The sequence below is a fragment of the Enterococcus sp. DIV0294 genome (assembly GCF_050558155.1).
Classification (GTDB): Bacteria; Bacillota; Bacilli; order Lactobacillales; family Enterococcaceae; genus Enterococcus; species Enterococcus faecalis.
This window is the reverse complement of the sequence record NZ_CP187889.1, coordinates 323,117-341,509: the sequence shown is the minus strand read 5'-3', so window position 1 is coordinate 341,509 and position 18,393 is coordinate 323,117. Positions and strand designations below refer to the sequence as shown.

18 protein-coding genes are annotated in these 18,393 nt (G+C 39.4%); 5 read left to right on the top strand and 13 right to left on the bottom strand.

The genetic code is table 11. From position 1 onward, the window contains the following. Positions 1–22: 22 nt before the first annotated feature. Genes menC through menB form a run of 6 tightly spaced genes read right to left on the bottom strand, consistent with a single transcriptional unit; the run spans position 23 to position 7,367 of the window. Positions 23–1,126, bottom strand: a complete 1,104-nt coding sequence (menC, locus tag IGJ20_RS01750; RefSeq protein ID WP_010817022.1) for an o-succinylbenzoate synthase — start codon at positions 1,124–1,126, stop codon at positions 23–25. Continuing rightward, a complete protein-coding gene (gene menH, locus IGJ20_RS01745) occupies positions 1,127–1,951 on the bottom strand; it encodes a 2-succinyl-6-hydroxy-2,4-cyclohexadiene-1-carboxylate synthase (protein WP_202522312.1) in 825 nt (274 codons plus the stop codon). Further along, positions 1,939–3,672 carry a 2-succinyl-5-enolpyruvyl-6-hydroxy-3-cyclohexene-1-carboxylic-acid synthase gene (gene menD / locus IGJ20_RS01740; RefSeq protein WP_202489134.1) on the bottom strand — a complete coding sequence of 578 codons (1,734 nt, stop codon included), beginning with the start codon at positions 3,670–3,672 and terminating at the stop codon, positions 1,939–1,941. The genes menH and menD overlap by 13 nt, the downstream gene beginning before the upstream one ends. Continuing rightward, on the bottom strand, positions 3,672–5,039 hold the full coding sequence (locus IGJ20_RS01735) for an isochorismate synthase (protein ID WP_141416877.1): 1,368 nt from the start codon (positions 5,037–5,039) through the stop codon (positions 3,672–3,674). The genes menD and IGJ20_RS01735 overlap by 1 nt, the downstream gene beginning before the upstream one ends. Then, positions 5,036–6,493: an o-succinylbenzoate--CoA ligase gene (locus IGJ20_RS01730; RefSeq protein ID WP_202522617.1), complete on the bottom strand. Its 1,458-nt coding sequence runs from the start codon at positions 6,491–6,493 to the stop codon at positions 5,036–5,038. Before IGJ20_RS01730 ends, IGJ20_RS01735 begins: the two co-directional genes overlap by 4 nt. A 4-nt stretch (positions 6,494–6,497) precedes the next feature. After that, a complete protein-coding gene (menB, locus tag IGJ20_RS01725) occupies positions 6,498–7,367 on the bottom strand; it encodes a 1,4-dihydroxy-2-naphthoyl-CoA synthase (protein ID WP_002391106.1) in 870 nt (289 codons plus the stop codon). A gap of 110 nt (positions 7,368–7,477) precedes the next feature. Here menB and IGJ20_RS01720 point away from each other — a divergent pair, with 110 nt between their 5' ends. Continuing rightward, the gene (locus IGJ20_RS01720) at positions 7,478–7,858 is read left to right on the top strand and encodes a PaaI family thioesterase (RefSeq protein WP_181036290.1); all 381 of its coding nucleotides are present in this window, start codon (positions 7,478–7,480) and stop codon (positions 7,856–7,858) included. 69 nt (positions 7,859–7,927) lie between these two features. Here IGJ20_RS01720 and IGJ20_RS01715 read toward each other — a convergent pair whose 3' ends face one another. After that, positions 7,928–8,527, bottom strand: coding sequence for a LysM peptidoglycan-binding domain-containing protein (locus tag IGJ20_RS01715; RefSeq protein ID WP_002355317.1), 600 nt, complete (start codon positions 8,525–8,527; stop codon positions 7,928–7,930). 816 nt (positions 8,528–9,343) lie between these two features. On the opposite strand from IGJ20_RS01715, the gene IGJ20_RS01710 reads away from it, so the two are divergent. Together IGJ20_RS01710 and IGJ20_RS01705 are read left to right on the top strand one after the other, a co-directional pair. Continuing rightward, the gene (locus tag IGJ20_RS01710) at positions 9,344–10,825 is read left to right on the top strand and encodes a peptide MFS transporter (RefSeq protein ID WP_002355315.1); all 1,482 of its coding nucleotides are present in this window, start codon (positions 9,344–9,346) and stop codon (positions 10,823–10,825) included. Between the two features lie 106 nt (positions 10,826–10,931). After that, entirely contained in the window at positions 10,932–11,132 is a 201-nt protein-coding gene (locus IGJ20_RS01705) for a hypothetical protein (RefSeq protein WP_002355314.1), read from the top strand. Positions 11,133–11,193: 61 nt separating this feature from the next. Here IGJ20_RS01705 and IGJ20_RS01700 read toward each other — a convergent pair whose 3' ends face one another. The 6 genes from IGJ20_RS01700 to IGJ20_RS01675 all read right to left on the bottom strand — a co-directional run bounded on the left by IGJ20_RS01700 (position 11,194) and on the right by IGJ20_RS01675 (position 16,026). After that, a complete protein-coding gene (locus tag IGJ20_RS01700) occupies positions 11,194–11,982 on the bottom strand; it encodes a gluconate 5-dehydrogenase (RefSeq protein ID WP_002355302.1) in 789 nt (262 codons plus the stop codon). A gap of 21 nt (positions 11,983–12,003) precedes the next feature. Beyond that, positions 12,004–12,843, bottom strand: coding sequence for a 5-dehydro-4-deoxy-D-glucuronate isomerase (kduI, locus tag IGJ20_RS01695; protein ID WP_002355301.1), 840 nt, complete (start codon positions 12,841–12,843; stop codon positions 12,004–12,006). A gap of 12 nt (positions 12,844–12,855) precedes the next feature. Beyond that, positions 12,856–13,863: a sugar kinase gene (locus IGJ20_RS01690; RefSeq protein ID WP_202522311.1), complete on the bottom strand. Its 1,008-nt coding sequence runs from the start codon at positions 13,861–13,863 to the stop codon at positions 12,856–12,858. A 4-nt stretch (positions 13,864–13,867) separates the two neighbouring features. Continuing rightward, the gene (locus tag IGJ20_RS01685; protein ID WP_002367887.1) at positions 13,868–14,515 is read right to left on the bottom strand and encodes a bifunctional 4-hydroxy-2-oxoglutarate aldolase/2-dehydro-3-deoxy-phosphogluconate aldolase; all 648 of its coding nucleotides are present in this window, start codon (positions 14,513–14,515) and stop codon (positions 13,868–13,870) included. Between the two features lie 160 nt (positions 14,516–14,675). Next, positions 14,676–15,428 (bottom strand): IclR family transcriptional regulator, encoded by a 753-nt coding sequence (locus IGJ20_RS01680; protein ID WP_002355294.1) that lies wholly within the window; start codon positions 15,426–15,428, stop codon positions 14,676–14,678. A gap of 130 nt (positions 15,429–15,558) precedes the next feature. Next, positions 15,559–16,026 (bottom strand): MerR family transcriptional regulator, encoded by a 468-nt coding sequence (locus IGJ20_RS01675; RefSeq protein WP_010819735.1) that lies wholly within the window; start codon positions 16,024–16,026, stop codon positions 15,559–15,561. 100 nt (positions 16,027–16,126) lie between these two features. Here IGJ20_RS01675 and IGJ20_RS01670 point away from each other — a divergent pair, with 100 nt between their 5' ends. Both IGJ20_RS01670 and IGJ20_RS01665 read left to right on the top strand, forming a co-directional pair. Continuing rightward, a complete protein-coding gene (locus IGJ20_RS01670) occupies positions 16,127–17,644 on the top strand; it encodes an MDR family MFS transporter (protein WP_016634022.1) in 1,518 nt (505 codons plus the stop codon). Continuing rightward, positions 17,644–18,348 (top strand): DUF4811 domain-containing protein, encoded by a 705-nt coding sequence (locus tag IGJ20_RS01665; RefSeq protein ID WP_002361178.1) that lies wholly within the window; start codon positions 17,644–17,646, stop codon positions 18,346–18,348. Before IGJ20_RS01670 ends, IGJ20_RS01665 begins: the two co-directional genes overlap by 1 nt. Positions 18,349–18,393: the final 45 nt, after the last annotated feature.

Below are 18,393 nucleotides of genomic sequence, written 5' to 3'. Positions count from 1 at the left end.
CATAGGCGCAATTTTGTTATCATTACATGATTTTTTGATACTGACTGTATTTTAGCAAATTCGTCTGGGAAAGTGTAACACCAATACCATGTCCCTGAGGCACGGTCATTGTCCCTTGCTCTAAAATAAAAGGTTCCGTGATGATATCTTCATAAAAATAGCGTTCCGTTGCTGAAATATCACCTGGAAAGGAAAAGGTAGGCTGTGACGCAAATTGCAAATTCAATGCGCGACCAACACCAGACTCAAACATACCACCTAACCAAACCAATAAATCATTTTCTTGGCAAAATGTGGCAATCTTCAACGCCTCGTGAATCCCACCTACACGAGGAATCTTCAAATTGATACTACGGCAACTGCCTAACGCTAAAGCCACTTGGCAGTCTTTGAGGCTGCGAATATTTTCATCCAAACAAATTCTTGTCTTCAGTTCTCTTTGTAATTGTGCGTGATCTAAAAAATCATCTGCAGCAAAAGGCTGTTCAATCATCGCTAATTGATAGTGATCTAAACGTTGCAATTGAGACAAATCAGCCAATGTATACGCTGAATTGGCATCGACCATTAAAGGCAAGTTAGGAAAATGCTGACGAATCAAAGCAACGGGTTCCACATCATAACCGGGACGAATTTTCAGCTTCACTCGTTGATACCCTTTTTCTACAGCTAACTGAACTTGTTTAAGCAATCGAGGTAACTCTTCTTGAATCCCTAAACTAATCCCTACAGGAATTTTCCTCCGCGTTGGTCCAAAAAATTCAGTTAAACTCTTCTGTTGCCGTTTGGCATATAAATCCCAGATGGCAGTTTCTAACGCAGCTTTTCCCATCCAATGCCCTTTAACTTCTTCAAAAATTGTTGAAACCTCTTGCGGCTGTTCAATCGCTTCTGTTAAAAGTAACGGAATTAAATGCTGTTGGATGATGAAGCGTTCGGTTACCAACGTTTCTTGCACATAATCAGGTTGCTCAAAAGCCACTAATTCGCCAAACCCTTGATTTCCTTGCTCATCTGTTATTACAAATAGATCAAACGCTTTTTCTTCCAGGCGACCATAGCTCGTGACAAACGGCGTTTTTAAAGGCAAACGAACCTGATAGGTTTCAATTGATTGAATGTTCATTCAGATAGCTCCTTCCAATAACTCTGTCACCTTTTCATAGAAAATCGTTGGTTGTTCCAAATGGATACAATGTCCTGCTTCAGGAAAAATTGTCAGCCTCAACAACGGTTGACGTGCCTGCATTTTTTTCGCAATCCCAATAAATTTTTGATCTTCGCCGCCTACCAATAAATCGGTAGGAATCGGCTGCAATTCTACTAGACGTTCCCAGTAACTCTCTTGCGCTCCTGTCCCCATATACCACAAACTACTAGCCAATCCAAAGGCCGATTGGCTCAAACGTTCCTGACGAATGGCCATTTGCTGTGCCACAGACAAGGCTTTTTGCGTTTGAAATAACGGTAATTCTTGCCAAAAATCAATAAAATCCACCAGCGGTTCCTCTAAGAGACGTTCCGCCAAACGATGATCTTGACAGATACGAGTCTGACGTTCTGCGACGGTGGCCAAACCTGGTGACCCACTTTCCAATAAAAGATGCTGTACCTTTTGTGGATAATGTAATGCAAAACCTAAAGCTGTTCGAGCGCCCATTGAATAGCCTAATAAACAAAAGCAAGGCAAATTTAGCGATTCGGTTAGTTCAGCAAGATCATGGCAAACCTGTTTCATGGTATAACGCTCTGGTGCTACCAAACTAGCAGTCGCGCCATGCCCAGGTAAGTCAATTCCTAAAACGTTATAAGGTGTTTGACTGGGAAAAACGGCTGCAAACGTGGCTAACGTTCCTGTGAAACCGTGTAAACAGACTACTGTCGTTCGCTTTGCATCAAAAGGTGTTAACCATTGATAATGGTACTGCATCCCCCGAATTAACCGTTCCATGAAATCCCCTGTCTTTCTACTCGTCTACCAATTTCAGCTAAAATTGATTCGTACAAATGAACATTCTCTTGGCGATTTCCTTTGACTTCTATCACTTGAAATTGTGGTTCTTCAGCCGCTGCTTGTAAAATTTGCTTGAGCTCCGCGATTGTTTTGACTTCTTGGTACGAAGCACCGTAAAGTTCAGCAACTAACGAAAAATCTAAATCAAGCGGTGTTCCAAATAAAGGCTCGAAATCGTCCTCACGTAAAGTTCGTTGAGATAGAAAAGAGAAAATCCCGCCACCATTGTTATTTAATAAAACAATTGTTAACGGCAACTGATAACGTTTAGCCAAAAATAAACCATTCATATCATGATATAGCGCTAAATCACCAATCAGTAGAACGTTTTGCTGTGTCGGTGCTACGGCACTCATTCCTAAAGCAGTTGAAACAATCCCATCAATCCCGTTGATGCCGCGATTTCCAAACATCCGATAAGGGCGACTATCCATAAATCGATCTAAGTAGCGGATAGCCATACTATTAGATACAAATAACTGACCATTCTCTTTCATTGTTTGGTGAACAGCTAAGCTGGCTGTTGTTTCATTTAATTCTGTCGCGTTCAGCGTTTCTAGAAGAACTTCAGAGACCGTTTTTTCCAGCAGGAGCCATTGTGCTAACCAAGTCGCTTCTGTTGGTTTGACAACCGTTAGTAGTTGTTCTACAAACGTAGTTTCCTTTGCCTGAATAACTGTTTGTGATTTTTTCAATTGCTCTTGCCATTGCCCATTTTCGTCCACAAAATAAAAAGCAGTCTCTGTCGTTGCTAAGCGTTTCAACCATAACATGATGTTTTTAGAAATTGGCAGCGAACCAAAACGCACTACCACTTCTGGTTCTTGTGGCAAGGTCGCCACATTTAGAAACAGATCACTGTGTGCAATAACAACTTCACTATTTTGCCCATGTGTCACAATGTTTGCTAAAGGATCCGCTAGTAACGGCCATTGCAAAGCTTCGGCTAATTGAATAAATAACGCCGCTTCTTCCTCTGTATGACTGCCACCGACAACCAAAACGCCGTTTTTCTGGTACCATTGATCCGCTAGCTGTTGCACTTGTTCTGTAGAAAGGATTGATTGACCAGCGAATAAAGCCGTTTGTTGAGAACTCTTTGTTTTTCTCTCTAAGTCAGGTAATAATGGTTCCCGCAAAGGAAAATTCAAATGAACAGGTGCTGCAGGCGTTTGTTGCGCGAATGCTGCTCCTTTAGCGCCTTGCCAATAGGCGTAATTCAACATCTCTTCTGTTGCTTCTGGCAAAGCCATTTCAACAAATAATTTCACATGATTTTGATACATTTGTAATTGGTCCATGGCTTGAGGGGCGCCAACTTGGCGTAACTCATGCGGCCGATCCGTTGTTAAAACAACTAAGGGTACATGGCTAATATTGGCTTCGCAAATTGCTGGATAATAGTTTGCAGCTGCTGTTCCAGAGGTACAAAGTAAGACCACTGGTTTTTGACTCGCTTTACTTAATCCTAAAGCAAAAAAAGCAGCGGAACGTTCATCGACATCGACAAAAGTTTGGATTGCGGTTTCCCGATGAAGTAATAAAGCCAGTGGTGTGGAACGGGACCCTGGACTAATGACTGCTTGTTCAACCCCACTATTTTTTAAGCCTTCAATAAAGGCCGTTAAATAATCGGTCATTGTTTCTTGATGATTCATTAAACCTGCCCTCCAATTCCTCGTAACATCGGTTGAAATTTTATTTTCGTTTCTTCTCTTTCTAGCTCTGCTTGGGAATCCGCAACAATACCACAACCTGCATAAAGAACGCCTTGCTGACCAGCAAAGACACCTGAACGCAAGGCCACAGCGAACTCGCCACTATCATCATTCCCTGAAATCCAACCGATTGGCGCACCATATAACCCACGACTCCCTGGCTCATATTGTCGAATCCATTCGACTGCCAACTCTTTGGGCTCACCGCCTAAAGCTGGCGTTGGGTGTAGCTGCATCACACTTTCCAAAAACGAAATTCCCGGTTTACGTTGACCCGAGATTGGCACATAAAGATGTTGTACATCTCGATTTTCCAAAATAATGGGTGCTTGAATACTGTTTTCAGAAGTCGTCATCTTCGCCAACTCTTTCGCTAAACGTTCCACCACAATTTGGTGTTCTCCGGTATTTTTGCGGTCTTGTAAAAGTTGTGCTCCTAAAGCTTTCGTTTCTTCTGGTGTTTGACCCGTTTTAATGGTTCCTGCAATACAAGCGGTCGCAAACGTTTCTTTAGTACCCAACAGAAGTCGTTCTGGTGTTGCACCAATGAAGCTTGTGTCTTTGGCTTCTAAAGCAAACAAATACGTATTTTGTTGTTGTGCCATTAAATTAACGAGCACTTGGTTACTTCGAATTTTTTCAGGACTGCTCACAGCAAGTTGTCGAGCCAAAACCACTTTTTTTAAAGGGCCATCTTCTCTTAAGACTGCTACGGTTTCGTTGACAGCTTGTAGCCATTCAGTCACGGCAACTTCTTCCTTGTCAATTTTTGTTTCCGCTACAGCTGGCAACTCCTCACAGGTAGCTAACAAGCGATCAAACTGAGCCACCAAAGTCGACCAACGTTCCTCGACTTCTTGTTCACTAGAACCTGAAAAGTTCAGCGTTCCATAAATACGTGTACCTGAAAAAGTAAATAGAATACTTGGTAGATAAAACCAACCTTCCCCTAACTCTCCCCAGGCCTCAGTAGGCGTTTGTTCTGTATCAAAAGGCAAACCGCCAAATAGAAGAGCCCCCGTACCAGAAATAGACATATTTTGAAAACGAGTTGCCGCCTCTTTTTTTAAAAAGTTGTTCAATTGATGCGTTTCTGTTTCTGCGCCTTTTAAGATAGTTTCATATCCGAAGCCAACCAAAGCAAAATCTTTTTTCGGCGTTTGCCAAAAAAAACGTTCTCCTTGGTATGCCTTTTCACCAGCGGCAAAAATTGCCAAGGCTGTTTGTTCTGTTTCTAATGGAAAAACCCAACTGAACTGACGGGCATTCTTCTGATAGGCTTGTCGTAATTCATCAGGCAATTTCATCTGATTAAAAACGCCTCTCTTTCTTCTGTCATGAAACGATGTTTGGCAATCTTTCCACTTGCTGTTTGCGGGAAAGAATGACAAAAATAAATGCGTTTCGGTCGTTTATATTTTGCCAGTTTTCGTGAACACTGGTCTTGAATTTGCGCTAAGGTGATTTCTTGGTCACTAATCACATATGCAACTGGGACGGCTCCCCATTGCGCATCTGGTTCTCCTACAACTGCCGCTGCTTTAATTCCTGTTATCGCCTGTAACACCTGTTCAACCTCAGTGGGGTAAATATTTTCACCACCAGAGATAATGAGTTCACTTAAACGACTAACCAAATACAGGTAACCTTGTGCATCTAAATAGCCCATGTCGCCTGTTTTAAACCAACCATCTGCTGTCCATTTTTCAGGTTGACGCTGGTTAAGGTAACCTGAAACAACGTTTGGTCCCTTAAGTAAAATTTCCCCGACTTGCTTTTCTGGCTGTTCTTGTCCTAGTTCATCAACAATTTTGATCTGCATATCTTTTAACGGTTGCCCAGCAGAGCCGATTTTCAGCGCCGCATCTTCAAATTTCAAGGCAACAACTTGCGAACACGTTTCCGTCATCCCATAAGATTGAATAACTGGAATCCCTTTTTCCTCACACTGCGCTAATTTATCCGGTGCAATCGGTCCGCCGCCCAATAGCATTCCTTTAAAGCTGGCGCTGTAGCCAGCTTCAGGATAGACAAACAATAATTGTTGCAACATTGTCGCAACCACTGAAATGACGGTTCCACGGCCTTCTTGTAAATCTTGTGTCACTTGCTGTTCATCAAATTTATCGTAAAGGCGAATACTACAACCTAAGACGAGTTGTCGAACAACAATCGACAATCCGCTAATGTGAAATAATGGGACTGCACACAACCAACAATCTTCAGCAGTAATCCCCATATTTTCTTGAGTGCCTCTAGCACTGGCCAAATGATTTTTAAACCGTTGCAAGACCCCTTTAGGCTGTCCTGTAGTTCCAGATGTATACATAATAGAAGCCACCGACTCTAAGTCACTTGGCTGTTGAAACTCCTGATGTGAAAGACTATGCTGTTTTTTAACCATTGGCTGAACGTCGACAAAAGAAATCTCCTCTAACAAAGCCTGCGTTTCAGGCGCACCAATAATCGTTTTAACTTGCGCATCTTTTAACTGAAAAGTCAGTTCAGCAAGTGTCAAATGCGTATTTAAAAATAATAACTCTTTCCCCAATTCCCATAAGGCTAGAATTGAAAAATACAACTCTTTGCTGTTCTTACTGAATAAAGCCACACGTTTTTCTTCTGGTGCAAGCACCTGTTGATATGTGGTTACCCAATGGCTGACTTCTTGTTGCACTTCTAAAAACGTCCAAGATTCATCCTGAAAATAAAAAGCAGGATGATCGGGACGTTTTTGTACTTGTTTATTTAACCAAGTCATTGGTTTATGGGAATTTAGGGAATTGATCGAAATCTGGTGTCCGTTTTTCTTTAAATGCATCTCGGCCTTCTTGTGCTTCAGCCATTGTATAGTAAAGAAGTGTCGCATCACCAGCTAATTGTTGCACACCAGCCAAGCCATCTGTATCGGCATTTAAAGAGGCTTTAATCATCCGTAAAGCAATCGGGCTTTTGGTTAACATTTCTTCTGCCCACTCCATTGTCACATCTTCTACTTGATCCAATGGAACAACTGTATTAATCCAGCCCATATCTAAAGCTTCTTGGGCAGAATATTGTTTACACATAAACCAAACTTCTTTCGCTTTTTTATGGCCGATAACGCGCGCCAAGTAACCTGAGCCGTATCCACCATCAAAGCTACCGACATTTGGTCCTGTTTGCCCAAACTTAGCATTTTCAGCCGCAATTGTTAAATCACAAACTAATTGTAAAACATTGCCGCCGCCAATGGACCAGCCTTTCACCATTGCGATGACTGGTTTGGGAATGACACGGATTAACCGTTGTAAATCTAACACATTTAAACGTGGAATATTGTCTTCGCCAACGTAACCACCATTACCTCGAACTTTTTGATCGCCACCAGAACAGAATGCTTGGTCACCTGCGCCTGTTAAAATAATAACCCCGACATCTTCTTTATCACGACTAATGTTGAATGCATCAATCATTTCCATGACTGTTTTTGGTGTGAATGCGTTGTGAACATGCGGGCGGTTGATAGTAATTTTTGCTACTTTGCCTGCTTGTTCAAATAAAATTTCATCATATTCTTTAATTGTTGTCCAGTTTCTCATTAGGAAACCTCCTTCATTAATCTCATCTTTTCTATTATACACAAGAATCGGCACTTTAGAGAAAAAGTCGCTTGAATTTTAAGAAAAAACATGGCTATTTCAAATTTTCTTCATTCCTGTATAATAAATAAAAAACCTTTTATTCTCTCTTTTATTAGAAAGGACTGATTACTATTCATCTTTTAGAGTATTTAGGCATCACGATTCAACACGTTTCTGCTGAGAAATGTCAGCTTACTTTAACGGTAAAAGACGTGCATAAACAACCCTATGGCCTTGTCCACGGGGGCTTAAACGGCGTCTTAATTGAAACTGCCTGTAGTTTAGGTGCGAACGAAAACGTTCCTGAAAACACTTTTGCTGTCGGCATAGACTTACAAGTAAATCATCTTCGTAGTGTCCCTGATGGTATCCTTACCGTGATTGCGACACCCAATCACTCGGGAAAGACCCTTCAAGTTTGGGAAGCAAAAATTTATAACGCAGACCACCAATTGACGAGCGTGGGGCGTTGTACCTTAACAAATCGACAAAAAAAACAGTAATCTTTACAGGTTACTGTTTTTTTGTTTATGGTTTTTAATAAGTAATTAGATTACTTCGTTTATTTAATTTTAGTACCAACCATTTGCTAACCAGAATGATTTAGCTGCATCCCATGAACCATAGCGACCTGCTACGTACTGATCTGCCACGCGTTCTTGGTTGGCAGGTGAATAGTCACCATTTAAATAAGAGGCAGATAATTGGTAACGACCGATATACTGACCGTTTGTTGCATCGTAAGAACCACTAGATTCACGTTGTGCGATCCACTCTTTTGCATCACTGCTTGCGGCAGGTGCTGCTGGTTGCGCTACTTCTTGAGCAACAGGTTGTTGTACTTCTTGTTGTACTGGTTGTGCAACAGGTTGTTCAACTACTTGTTGAACTGGTGCAACTTCTACAGCTGGTGCTGGAGTATTAGCAACTTCTTTTTCTGAACGAATAACTAATTGTTCTCCTTCAAAAATTAAATCAAGGTTTGGCAATTTGTTATCAGAAGCAATTTTTTGAATTAAGCTATTGTCTCCTGCAAATTGATGAGAAATTGTTGATAAAGTATCTCCTGCTTTAACTGTATATAAGCTTTCTGCGTTTGCGTCTGTTCCTAAGAATAATCCTAAACCTGCGGCCAAAGTTGTTCCAAGTAAAATCGTTTTGATTGATTTCATGTATGTTTCTCCTTTGTAATTAAAAATATTTGATTGTTGCTCTTAGCACTCGGCAACAACCACGTCTGCTTCGCTTTATCGAAACGACTTCACATACTTTATCATCGAATGGCCGGCCGTAGGTGAATATCTCGTGACAATTTATTACTAGAATGTCGGTTTTGTTACATTTTGTAATAAAAAGCTGCTGGAAGCTTGATATTATCCTGTTTATATTTTGCGAAAAAAAGTTAAAAAAACAGGATTTTATTTTTTAGAAACCGTTTTCCAGCCCTTGATTAGCCATTAAATGTCGTTTTTTTTACATTCGTTTCAGTCAAAAAGTAACAAAATGTTAAAGATACTAGACATGAGAATGTTTTTTCAAAAACTCACGCCTAAAAAGAACAGGTGTTTTCTTTGAATTTTTTTATCATTCACTATTTTTATTTTTCCTTCTATTATATAGTTAAATTTTTTATCGTATTCATTTTTCGATTCTGAAAAAACACTAAGCACTTCCTATTGAAACAAAAAGAGTTAAACAAAAAAATCTTATATTTTGTTTGTTATTTATTCATTTTAATCTTATTCAAAAAAGGAACAGCTAAAGCAACTATGAAAACAAAGTATTGAAAATACAGCAGAATAAATATTCATTTTTATTGTAATTCACGAATAAAAAACAAATAATCACTCGAACGCTTGTTATTTAAAAACGTAATCAGTTTTTTCTCTTTCTATTTTCCAATCTATGAGTAATAAAATATATGAATCTACATTTAAGTCATTTTATTATCAAATATTCTGAATATTATAAGAATTGGAGTTTTATCTATGAGTGACAAAGAACAACTTGAGAAATTAGACAAATCCTTTCTGGGACAACCGAAAGGACTAGCAACACTGTTCTTCACAGAAATGTGGGAACGTTTCAGTTACTACGGCATGCGTGCTATTCTAATGTATTACATTTACGATACCGTAGCCAATGGCGGTTTAGGTCTCCCCAAAGCAACTGCCTTAGCCATCATGTCCATTTATGGATCAATGGTTTTCATGTCCAGTATCATTGGCGGTTGGGTCTCTGACCGTGTCTTAGGTTCAAGGAAAACTGTTTTTATTGGTGGTTTGTTAATCATTGCTGGACATATTGTTCTCGCTACCCCATTTGGTGTCCCCGCCTTATTCGTTTCTATTATGTTAATTGTATTTGGGACTGGGATGTTAAAACCAAACGTTTCAGGGATGGTTGGCCATCTTTATTCAAAAACTGACTTACGTAGAGATGCAGGCTTCTCCATTTTTTACATGGGGATTAATATCGGAGCCTTAATCGCTCCCCTTGTTGTCGGAACTTTAGGACAAGAATATAATTATCATTTAGGCTTTTCCGTTGCCGCAGTAGGGATGTTCTTCGGGCTACTACAATATTATTTCCAAGGACGTAAATCTCTTGCTGGGATTGGTCAGGCCCCAACTAATCCAATGTCTAAAGAAGAGCAAAAGAAATTTGCTAAAGCATTTATGTTGGCAATTGTCGTTGCTTTACTTATTTTTGGTGGCGCCTATGTCACAGGACATTTAACAATTGATTTCTTTATTAATACCATCAGCGTGTTAGGAATCCTGTTACCTGTTTATTATTTCAGCAAAATGTTAACGTCTAAAGATGTCACTGCTGAAGAAAAACCAAAAGTTCTGGCTTACTTGCCATTATTCTTAGCAGCAATTGTTTTCTGGTCATTGGAAGAACAAGGTTCGTCTATTCTTGCTCTATTTGCAAATGAACGGACGCAAACGAGTTTGTTTGGCTTCCCGATTGCCGCTAGCTGGTTCCAATCATTAAATCCTGTATTCGTAGTTATTTTGACCCCTATTTTTGTTACATTATGGACAAAACTAGGTAAACGTCAACCATCAACAGTTGTGAAGTTTTCACTAGGGCTAGTCTTTGCTGGTCTTTCCTTCGTCTTATTAATGTTGCCAGGTCTACTTTATGGTACCGAAGGACGGGTGAGTCCACTTTGGTTATTCTTTAGTTTCTTCATTATGATTGTCGGAGAAATGTGTTTATCTCCCGTTGGCTTATCGATTACTACAAAATTAGCACCGAAAGCTTTCGAAGCTCAAACCGTTGCTATTTGGTTATTAGCAGATGCCGCTTCACAAGCCATTAACGCTCAAATTGCTCGTTTCTATACACCTGGAACAGAGTCAGCATATTTTGGGATTGTCGGACTTGTAGCTGTCGTTGCTGGGATTCTCTTATTCATTGTGAAAAAACCAATCCAAAACTTAATGGGTGACGTCCGTTAAACCGTCAAAAAAGTTGCCTTTCTCTTTTTTGAAAGGCAACTTTTTTATACAGCGTTTTGATAACGTTTTCATCAAGTGGTATACTAAATAGAAGGAGGACGAGGACATGCGTTACTTAATTGGCGGTATTTTTTTATTGATTAGTATCTGGCAATTCATTGTTACTGGACGGACATTTTCCTACTTAAAGAAAGAGGGCGGCAAAAGAACCTCACCATTTATTCTGTTAGGACTATGGAGTAGTTTAGTGTTTGCTATTATTTCATTTGCTGTGGCGATTGCTTCTTTCTTTTATGTGAGTTTTTAGTAGAAGGCTAGCCATAAGTAAAAGGAGCGAGATTGCTAGTCTCGCTCCTTTTACTTATTTTTTATGGTTGTTTTCCAATATAAGCTAAAATTCCACCATCGACATATAAGATATGTCCGTTAACAAAGTCAGAAGCGTTAGATGCTAAGAAAACTGCTGGGCCAGCTAAGTCTGCTGGTGTGCCCCACCGATTAGCAGGTGTTCGTCCCAAGATGAATTCGTTAAATGGATGCCCTGGTTCTCTTAATGGCGCCGTCTGTGGCGTTTCAATGTAGCCAGGTCCAATCCCATTACATTGAATATTATATTGTCCATATTCAGAAGCAATATTTTTCGTTAACATTTTTAGTCCGCCTTTTGCTGCCGCGTACGCACTAACTGTTTCACGACCTAGTTCACTCATCATTGAACAGATATTGATAATTTTGCCATGACCCTTTTCAATCATATCTGGAATAACCGCTTTTGCCATAATAAATGGCGCATTCAAGTCAACATCAATCACTTGACGGAACTCTTCTGCTGACATCTCCACCATTGGAATTCGTTTAATAATTCCCGCATTATTGACTAAAATATCAATAGAGCCGACTTCTTCTTTAATCTGAGCAACCATCGCTTGAACTTGCTCTTCATCAGTGACATCACACACATAACCACGTGCTTCAATCCCTGCAGCCCGATAATTTTCCAAGCCTTGTTCAACTGATTCAGGAGATAAGTTATTAAAAACAATTGTTGCTCCTGCTTCAGCTAGGGATTTCGCAATCTCAAAGCCAATCCCATAAACAGCACCTGTAATTAACGCTACTTTTCCATCTAATTGAAAATCATTCATTTTAAATTCCATGTTTTCTCCTCTTTCTTTAGTTTATTTTAATTGATCCATTGCAACCATATCCATGTCTGTGTACGTAATATTTTCTCCGCACATGGCCCAAATAAAGGAATAATTACTTGTACCAACCCCAGAATGAATTGACCAGCTTGGTGAAATGGCTGCTTGTTCATTACTCATTACTAAATGTTTCGTTTCGTCTGGTTTACCCATCATGTGGAAAATCCGCGTATCTTCTTCCATATCAAAATAAACATACGCTTCCATACGACGTTCATGTGTATGACAAGGCATTGTATTCCAAGCGCTACCTGGTTCTAAAATGGTGTAGCCCATTTGTAACTGGCAACTTTCACAAACGTTCGGATGAATGTATTGGTAAATTTTACGTTGGTTCAATGTTAATGGATCACCCGTTTCCATTGGGGTAATTTCATCAATACTAATTTTTACGTTGGGATATTTATGATGTGCTGGCACACAACTAATGTAAAATTTCGCTGGATTATCAGGGTTTTCTGAAGAAAAACGAACATGTTTTGTTTCTTTCCCAATATAATAGCCATCTTGTTTTTTCATTGTTTCTTTGGCGCCATCAATTTCAATAAAGCCTGGTCCCCCAATATTAATAACTCCTAGTTCACGACGTTCTAAGAAATAATCAACTCCTAATTCCTTGTCCAAAATAATTTCTAATTCTTCTGTGGTCGGTGTCACACCACCAAAAATCATCCGATCATTATGTGTGTAGGTTAAGCTGATTGCACCTGGAATAAAAACTTTCTCTACTAAAAATTCATCTCTCAATTGTTCTGTTGAATAGTGACGGATATCCGCCGGACTATGTGTATAACGTGTTTCCATATTTTGCATAACTAAAATCTCCTATCTATTTATTTTTCCTGAGCTCGTTGCCAAAAAAGCAAGGACTTCTTTTTGACTAAATTGATTACAATCACCATGGACAGTATGTTTTAACGCACTAGCCGCTGTCGCAAAATCAATGCAGGTTTGTGGATCATAGGCAGCTAATATGCCATGTAAAACCCCACCAGCAAACGCATCACCGGCACCGACACGGTCAACAATCGGTTGTAATCGATGACATTTGGACATATAATACGCACCTTTGTACCATAGCGTTCCGATTAATTCATTATCTGTCGCTGAGTGTACTTGACGTTTGGTTGAATAAAATACTTGAATGTTGGGATAACGTTCTTGCATTTTTCGGTAGTACCACGTTAATGCGTCTTCAAGTTCTTCCTCGGGTTCTGGAATCTCCAATAAATAACGAGCATCTAATACCCCAGCTGAACAAATATCAACAAATGGAAGAATGGCCTTCAATGCCACGCTCGCTTCTTTCTGGGACCAAAGTTTCCCTCGATAATTAATGTCAAAACTTACTTGGCACCCTGCTTGCTTCGCTGCTTTAACTAGCGCAACCGTCATACTTTGCCAATTTTTTGATAACGCCGCTGTAATCCCTGAAATATGAAAGATCTCTACTCCTGAAAACAGCTCATGTAAGTCCCATTCCATTTCTTCGATTTGAGCAAAGCTTGAATAGGCGCGATCATAGACAACACTGGCTGCTCGTTCTCCTGTACCAGTTTCCAAGTAATACGTTCCTAGACGTGTTCCGCCAGTTCGTACAAATTCCGTTGAAACCCCATAACGACTTAAATGCTTTTTGGCGGCTTCTCCTAATGAATTATCGGGCACTTTACTAGCAAAAGTCACTTGGTGGCCATAGTTCGCTAACGAAATCGCTACATTCGCTTCACCACCGCCGTAATGTACAGCGAAATTTTCTGTTTGTTCTACGCGTATTCCGACAGGCGTTGACAAACGCAACATGATTTCTCCCAATGTTACGACTTTCCCCATGTGCCTACACCCCTTTGATTGCTTGGAATTTTTCCATATAGGCTTGGGCAACCTCACGAACTTTTTCAAAATCCCCAGTTGCTGCTGGCGCTAACAGATTGCCACCAACACCGACGGCCGTCACACCTGCAGCAAACCACTCGGCCATATTTTCCAAACTGACACCACCCGTTGGCATAATATTTAACTGAGGCAATGGCGCTTTAAATGCCGAAATAACACTCGGTCCATAAACACTTCCCGGAAATAGTTTAATAATATCTGCTCCGCTTTTCAGTGCTTCTTTCATTTCTGTGATGGTCATACAGCCTGGCAAGTAAGGAACTTGATATAAATTGCAAATTTTAGCGGTTTCTTCATCGAAGCTTGGACTCACAATATATTCAGCCCCTGCTACAATAGCTAAACGAGCAGTCGTAGCATCCAAAACTGTCCCCGCACCAATGACTACGTCAGGATTCTCTTGGTATAACGCAACTAATTCCTGAATCACTTCTGTTGCTTGAGGAACAGTAAAGGTTAACTCAATCCCCCGCATACCGCCTGCTACAATGGCTTGACTAGCTTTTAGCGCTTCCTCTTTTGTCTTTCCGCGAACCACAGCAATTACGCCAGCATTTTCTAATTTTTGTAAAATTGATACTCGCTTCAACAGACTCCCTCATTTCTTATTTAGAAATATATATTTATTATAAAGAAATTCACAACTTCATTATACAGATAAAAAAAGAAAATGCAAACGTTTTTACAAAAATAAAAAAAGAAAGACAAACAAAAATCCCAATCGACTTTTGTTTGCCTTTCTTTTTCTACTATAATTTCGCTTCAATCGCTGCTTTTGTTGCTAAAAGGGCTTGATTAATCGTCGTTTTATTTTCCTCTGTCAAACGATATTTCGGCATGCTTACACTAAAAGCACCCGCAATTTCGCCATCTTTCATTAAAGATACTCCGCTACAGAAAATATCTTGTTCAATTTCTTCATCATCGTAAGCAACCCCCGTTTGTTGCACTTGTTTTAATTCTTTTTTCAAACGCAAGGGATTGGTAATCGTATTTTCGGTATAGGGAATTAATGTCTGCGTGTCTAAATATTGTTGCACTTGTTCTTCCGAAAATTCTGCTAAAACGGCTTTACCCATGGCCGAATTATACAACGGCCGAGTAATTCCCACTTTCGAGGACATGCGAATCGTTTGATTTTTCGGTTCTAATTTATTGATATACAGAATTTCATTATTATTTAAAATCCCTAAATGAATGGTTTCATCGACCGTATTTTGAAGGTTTTCTAAATAAGGTACCGCAATTTCAGCTAAATCGATTTGCTCCACACTTTGATTCGCATAGCGAATCAATTTTGTTCCTAAGCGGTACGTCTTGTTCGTGTCTTTTTGAACATAGCCAATTAATGTTAAGGTTTCTAAAATTTTGATTGCCGTTGATGCCGTCATTTCGGTATTCTTTGCAATTTCCTGTAAGGTTTGATCGGGTTGTAAACTTAGACAGTCCATGATTTTAGCCGCTTTTAACAAGACTGTTCCGTAAGGTTTTGTTTCTTTCATCGAAACCCTCCTTTTCCATATAAGAAATTATATAGAAAAATAAAGAAATTGCAAGAAAAAAAGAACTCGAAGATTCATTCAGTAACGTTTTACTTTCACTTCAGGTCTTTCTCCCAGTCCTATTTCATTCTTATTTTCTTTTCTTTAACTCATCAGAAACATCTGCATCCTTAGGAATTAAAAGATACTCATTGACTTCTGTGGTTTCATTAAATACGACATATAATTTTTGTTCTTCATCGAAATCGCCCAAATCAATCGCTACGTAATTGGGACAAACTTCTGAGATACCATGAAACATTTGACTAAAGATTTTTTTCGTCATCCCCACATTACGATGCTGCTCTTCTGCTTTTTCCACCGCACTTTGTAACGTATATCCTTCATCTAAAAAACGCTTGATCCAATGCACTTTGACAACTGTATGTAAGCGATATTTCCGTGGACCGTTTGCGTCTTTCGCAATGGATGAAATATACCCTTTTTCTTCCCAATAACGAAGTTGACGTGGCGAAACTTCAGCAATTTCACTTAGTTCACTAATTCCTATCAACAAATTTTCTTCATTTAACAAACGCTGAATCATTTTTGACCACATTAGTTTAACTTCCTTTCCCTTATCCTTTCCTTAATTGTAGTTTTTTTTACACCTTTGTCAAGTAAGTTGACAAAGATTCTAATTAGTTGTAAAGTAGTTAATGCAATTTAATTTGAAACTTACAGAAAAAGGAGCGATATATGTGACTTCACAACAACCTGTGGATATTCACGGAAAACCTTATAACCGGTCGTTACTAGTCGGCGTTTTACTAATCGGAACATTTTGTACGATTTTAAACCAAACACTTTTAACGACGGCCTTACCTACATTAATGAAAGAATTTGATATCTCAGCTTCAAGTGTACAGTGGCTAACCACTGGATTCCTACTTGTGAACGGCATTATGATTCCAATCAGTGCTTGGTTGATTAACAAATTCAGTTCAAAAAAATTATACATAACAGCGATGTCAACGTTCTTAATCGGAACCATCATCTGTTTTGTAGCTCAAGACTTCGGCATGTTATTGACTGGACGTCTTGTTCAAGCCGCAGGGGTCGGCGTATCTATGCCTCTTTTACAAACAATTATGCTTTCAATTTTCCCGCCTGAAAAACGTGGCGCTGCCATGGGCACAACGGGAATTGTTATCGGATTAGCACCCGCTTTAGGTCCAACATTATCTGGTTGGATTATTGATTCTTATACATGGCGTGACCTTTTTGGGATGGTCATTCCAATTGTTGTTTTAGTCCTAATTTTGGCTTCATTCTTAATGAAAAATGTCATCCAATTATCTAATCCAAGTATCGATGTCTTATCGGTCATTCTTTCTACTATCGGCTTTGGTAGCTTACTTTACGGCTTCTCAAGCGTTGGTGATAAAGGTTGGGGTAGCCCGCAAGTCTATGGATTCTTAATTGTTGGTGCGATTGTTTTATGTCTTTTTACATATCGACAATTGCATTTAGAACAACCTTTCTTAGAACTACGCGTTTTTAAATCAAAAGTCTTTACTGTTGCAGCCATTTTATCTGGCGTAACCAACATGGCAATGATTGGTGCCGAAATGGTTTTACCTTTGTATATCCAAAATATTCGTGGCGAATCTGCCTTCCATTCAGGGTTAATGCTTTTACCAGGAGCGTTAGTCATGGGACTTATGATGCCAGTAACTGGTCGCATTTTTGATAAAATTGGTGCCCGTCGTCTTGCGATTACTGGGATGTTTATTTTAACAGCTGCAACGTTACCGTTTGCTTTCTTAACAAAAGCAACACCTATTATTTATATCATTGTCCTCTATGCGATTCGGATGTTTGGTATTTCGATGGTCATGATGCCTGTGACAACTTCTGGCATGAATGCTTTACCAATGAATTTATTAAGTCACGGAACTGCTGTAAACAACACCTTCCGACAAGTAGCTAGCTCAATTGGAACAGCTGTTTTGATTAGTGTTTTAACAAATGTTACCAAAGACGGCTTACCTGCATCAGACTTATTAAAAACAGCCCCACTCGCTTATCGCGATCAAGCAACAAACGCAACATTAAACGGCTATCACGCAGCCTTCTTCGTGGCAACAATTTTTGGCGTTCTCGGCTTGGCGATTACTTTCTTCTTAAATAAAAAAGAAGCGATGCCGGTTAAGGAAGTAGGTGCAATGAAATAATGATTATTTTTCTTTTAATCCTTTGCGTGTTAGGCTTTGCCTATACGAATGTATTTGGCCGAAAAGTCTGGCATAAATTCTGTATGGTTATTTTTGGTTTAGGCTTCTTAGCTTCGTTAAGTCTTATCGTTTTAAACGATAAAGATCATTTTGGTATGACCGAAGTTACTCAGGACAAAACGTTTGAACTAAAAAGCAGTAGTTCAAGCAAAGATGGCCCCAACATGTTATTGTACCAGCCGTTGGGCGATGGTTCCGAAAAAGTTTATTTATATAACACACCAGATAAAAAGAAACTACAAAAAACAGGAACGGAAAACGTCACAAACACAGTTCAAAAAGATGCTCAAAAAGCCACATTAGTCCAAAAAACGACGAAATGGTCCTATCAAGAGTCTTGGGCCAAAACACTATTTGGCCTTGCTGACAACGATAACCAATTTGCAAAACAAGAAAACACCTTCAACGTTGCTAGTGACTGGCTAGTTTTAAGTGCTGATCAAGCCAAAAAATTAGGCGAATATATGGAACAACATGCCGCTGATATCAAAAAAGAAGGGACTGAAACAGTTGGCAAAAAAATGATGGCTGCTATGATGGCGAATCCATCAATGTCCCAAGAAGAACAAGCGAAACTCACCGAACAATATACCAAAGAGTTTCAACAAGAATTGATTCAGAAAATTCTTAGTGACATGAAATAAAAAAGCGAGCTTGATAGGATCATCAAACAAGATGTGACTACCAAG

What these genes read in the sequence shown, in the direction of transcription:
- menC (WP_010817022.1), bottom strand. Translation starts at nt 1,126, where the DNA reads ATGAACATTCAATCAATTGAAACCTATCAGGTTCGTTTGCCTTTAAAA.
- menH (WP_202522312.1), bottom strand. Translation starts at nt 1,951, where the DNA reads ATGGAACGGTTAATTCGGGGGATGCAGTACCATTATCAATGGTTAACA.
- menD (WP_202489134.1), bottom strand. Translation starts at nt 3,672, where the DNA reads ATGAATCATCAAGAAACAATGACCGATTATTTAACGGCCTTTATTGAA.
- IGJ20_RS01735 (WP_141416877.1), bottom strand. Translation starts at nt 5,039, where the DNA reads ATGAAATTGCCTGATGAATTACGACAAGCCTATCAGAAGAATGCCCGT.
- IGJ20_RS01730 (WP_202522617.1), bottom strand. Translation starts at nt 6,493, where the DNA reads ATGACTTGGTTAAATAAACAAGTACAAAAACGTCCCGATCATCCTGCT.
- IGJ20_RS01715 (WP_002355317.1), bottom strand. Translation starts at nt 8,527, where the DNA reads ATGAAATCAATCAAAACGATTTTACTTGGAACAACTTTGGCCGCAGGT.
- IGJ20_RS01710 (WP_002355315.1), top strand. Translation starts at nt 9,344, where the DNA reads ATGAGTGACAAAGAACAACTTGAGAAATTAGACAAATCCTTTCTGGGA.
- IGJ20_RS01705 (WP_002355314.1), top strand. Translation starts at nt 10,932, where the DNA reads ATGCGTTACTTAATTGGCGGTATTTTTTTATTGATTAGTATCTGGCAA.
- IGJ20_RS01700 (WP_002355302.1), bottom strand. Translation starts at nt 11,982, where the DNA reads ATGGAATTTAAAATGAATGATTTTCAATTAGATGGAAAAGTAGCGTTA.
- kduI (WP_002355301.1), bottom strand. Translation starts at nt 12,843, where the DNA reads ATGCAAAATATGGAAACACGTTATACACATAGTCCGGCGGATATCCGT.
- IGJ20_RS01690 (WP_202522311.1), bottom strand. Translation starts at nt 13,863, where the DNA reads ATGGGGAAAGTCGTAACATTGGGAGAAATCATGTTGCGTTTGTCAACG.
- IGJ20_RS01680 (WP_002355294.1), bottom strand. Translation starts at nt 15,428, where the DNA reads ATGAAAGAAACAAAACCTTACGGAACAGTCTTGTTAAAAGCGGCTAAA.
- IGJ20_RS01675 (WP_010819735.1), bottom strand. Translation starts at nt 16,026, where the DNA reads ATGTGGTCAAAAATGATTCAGCGTTTGTTAAATGAAGAAAATTTGTTG.
- IGJ20_RS01670 (WP_016634022.1), top strand. Translation starts at nt 16,127, where the DNA reads ATGCAATTTAATTTGAAACTTACAGAAAAAGGAGCGATATATGTGACT.
- IGJ20_RS01665 (WP_002361178.1), top strand. Translation starts at nt 17,644, where the DNA reads ATGATTATTTTTCTTTTAATCCTTTGCGTGTTAGGCTTTGCCTATACG.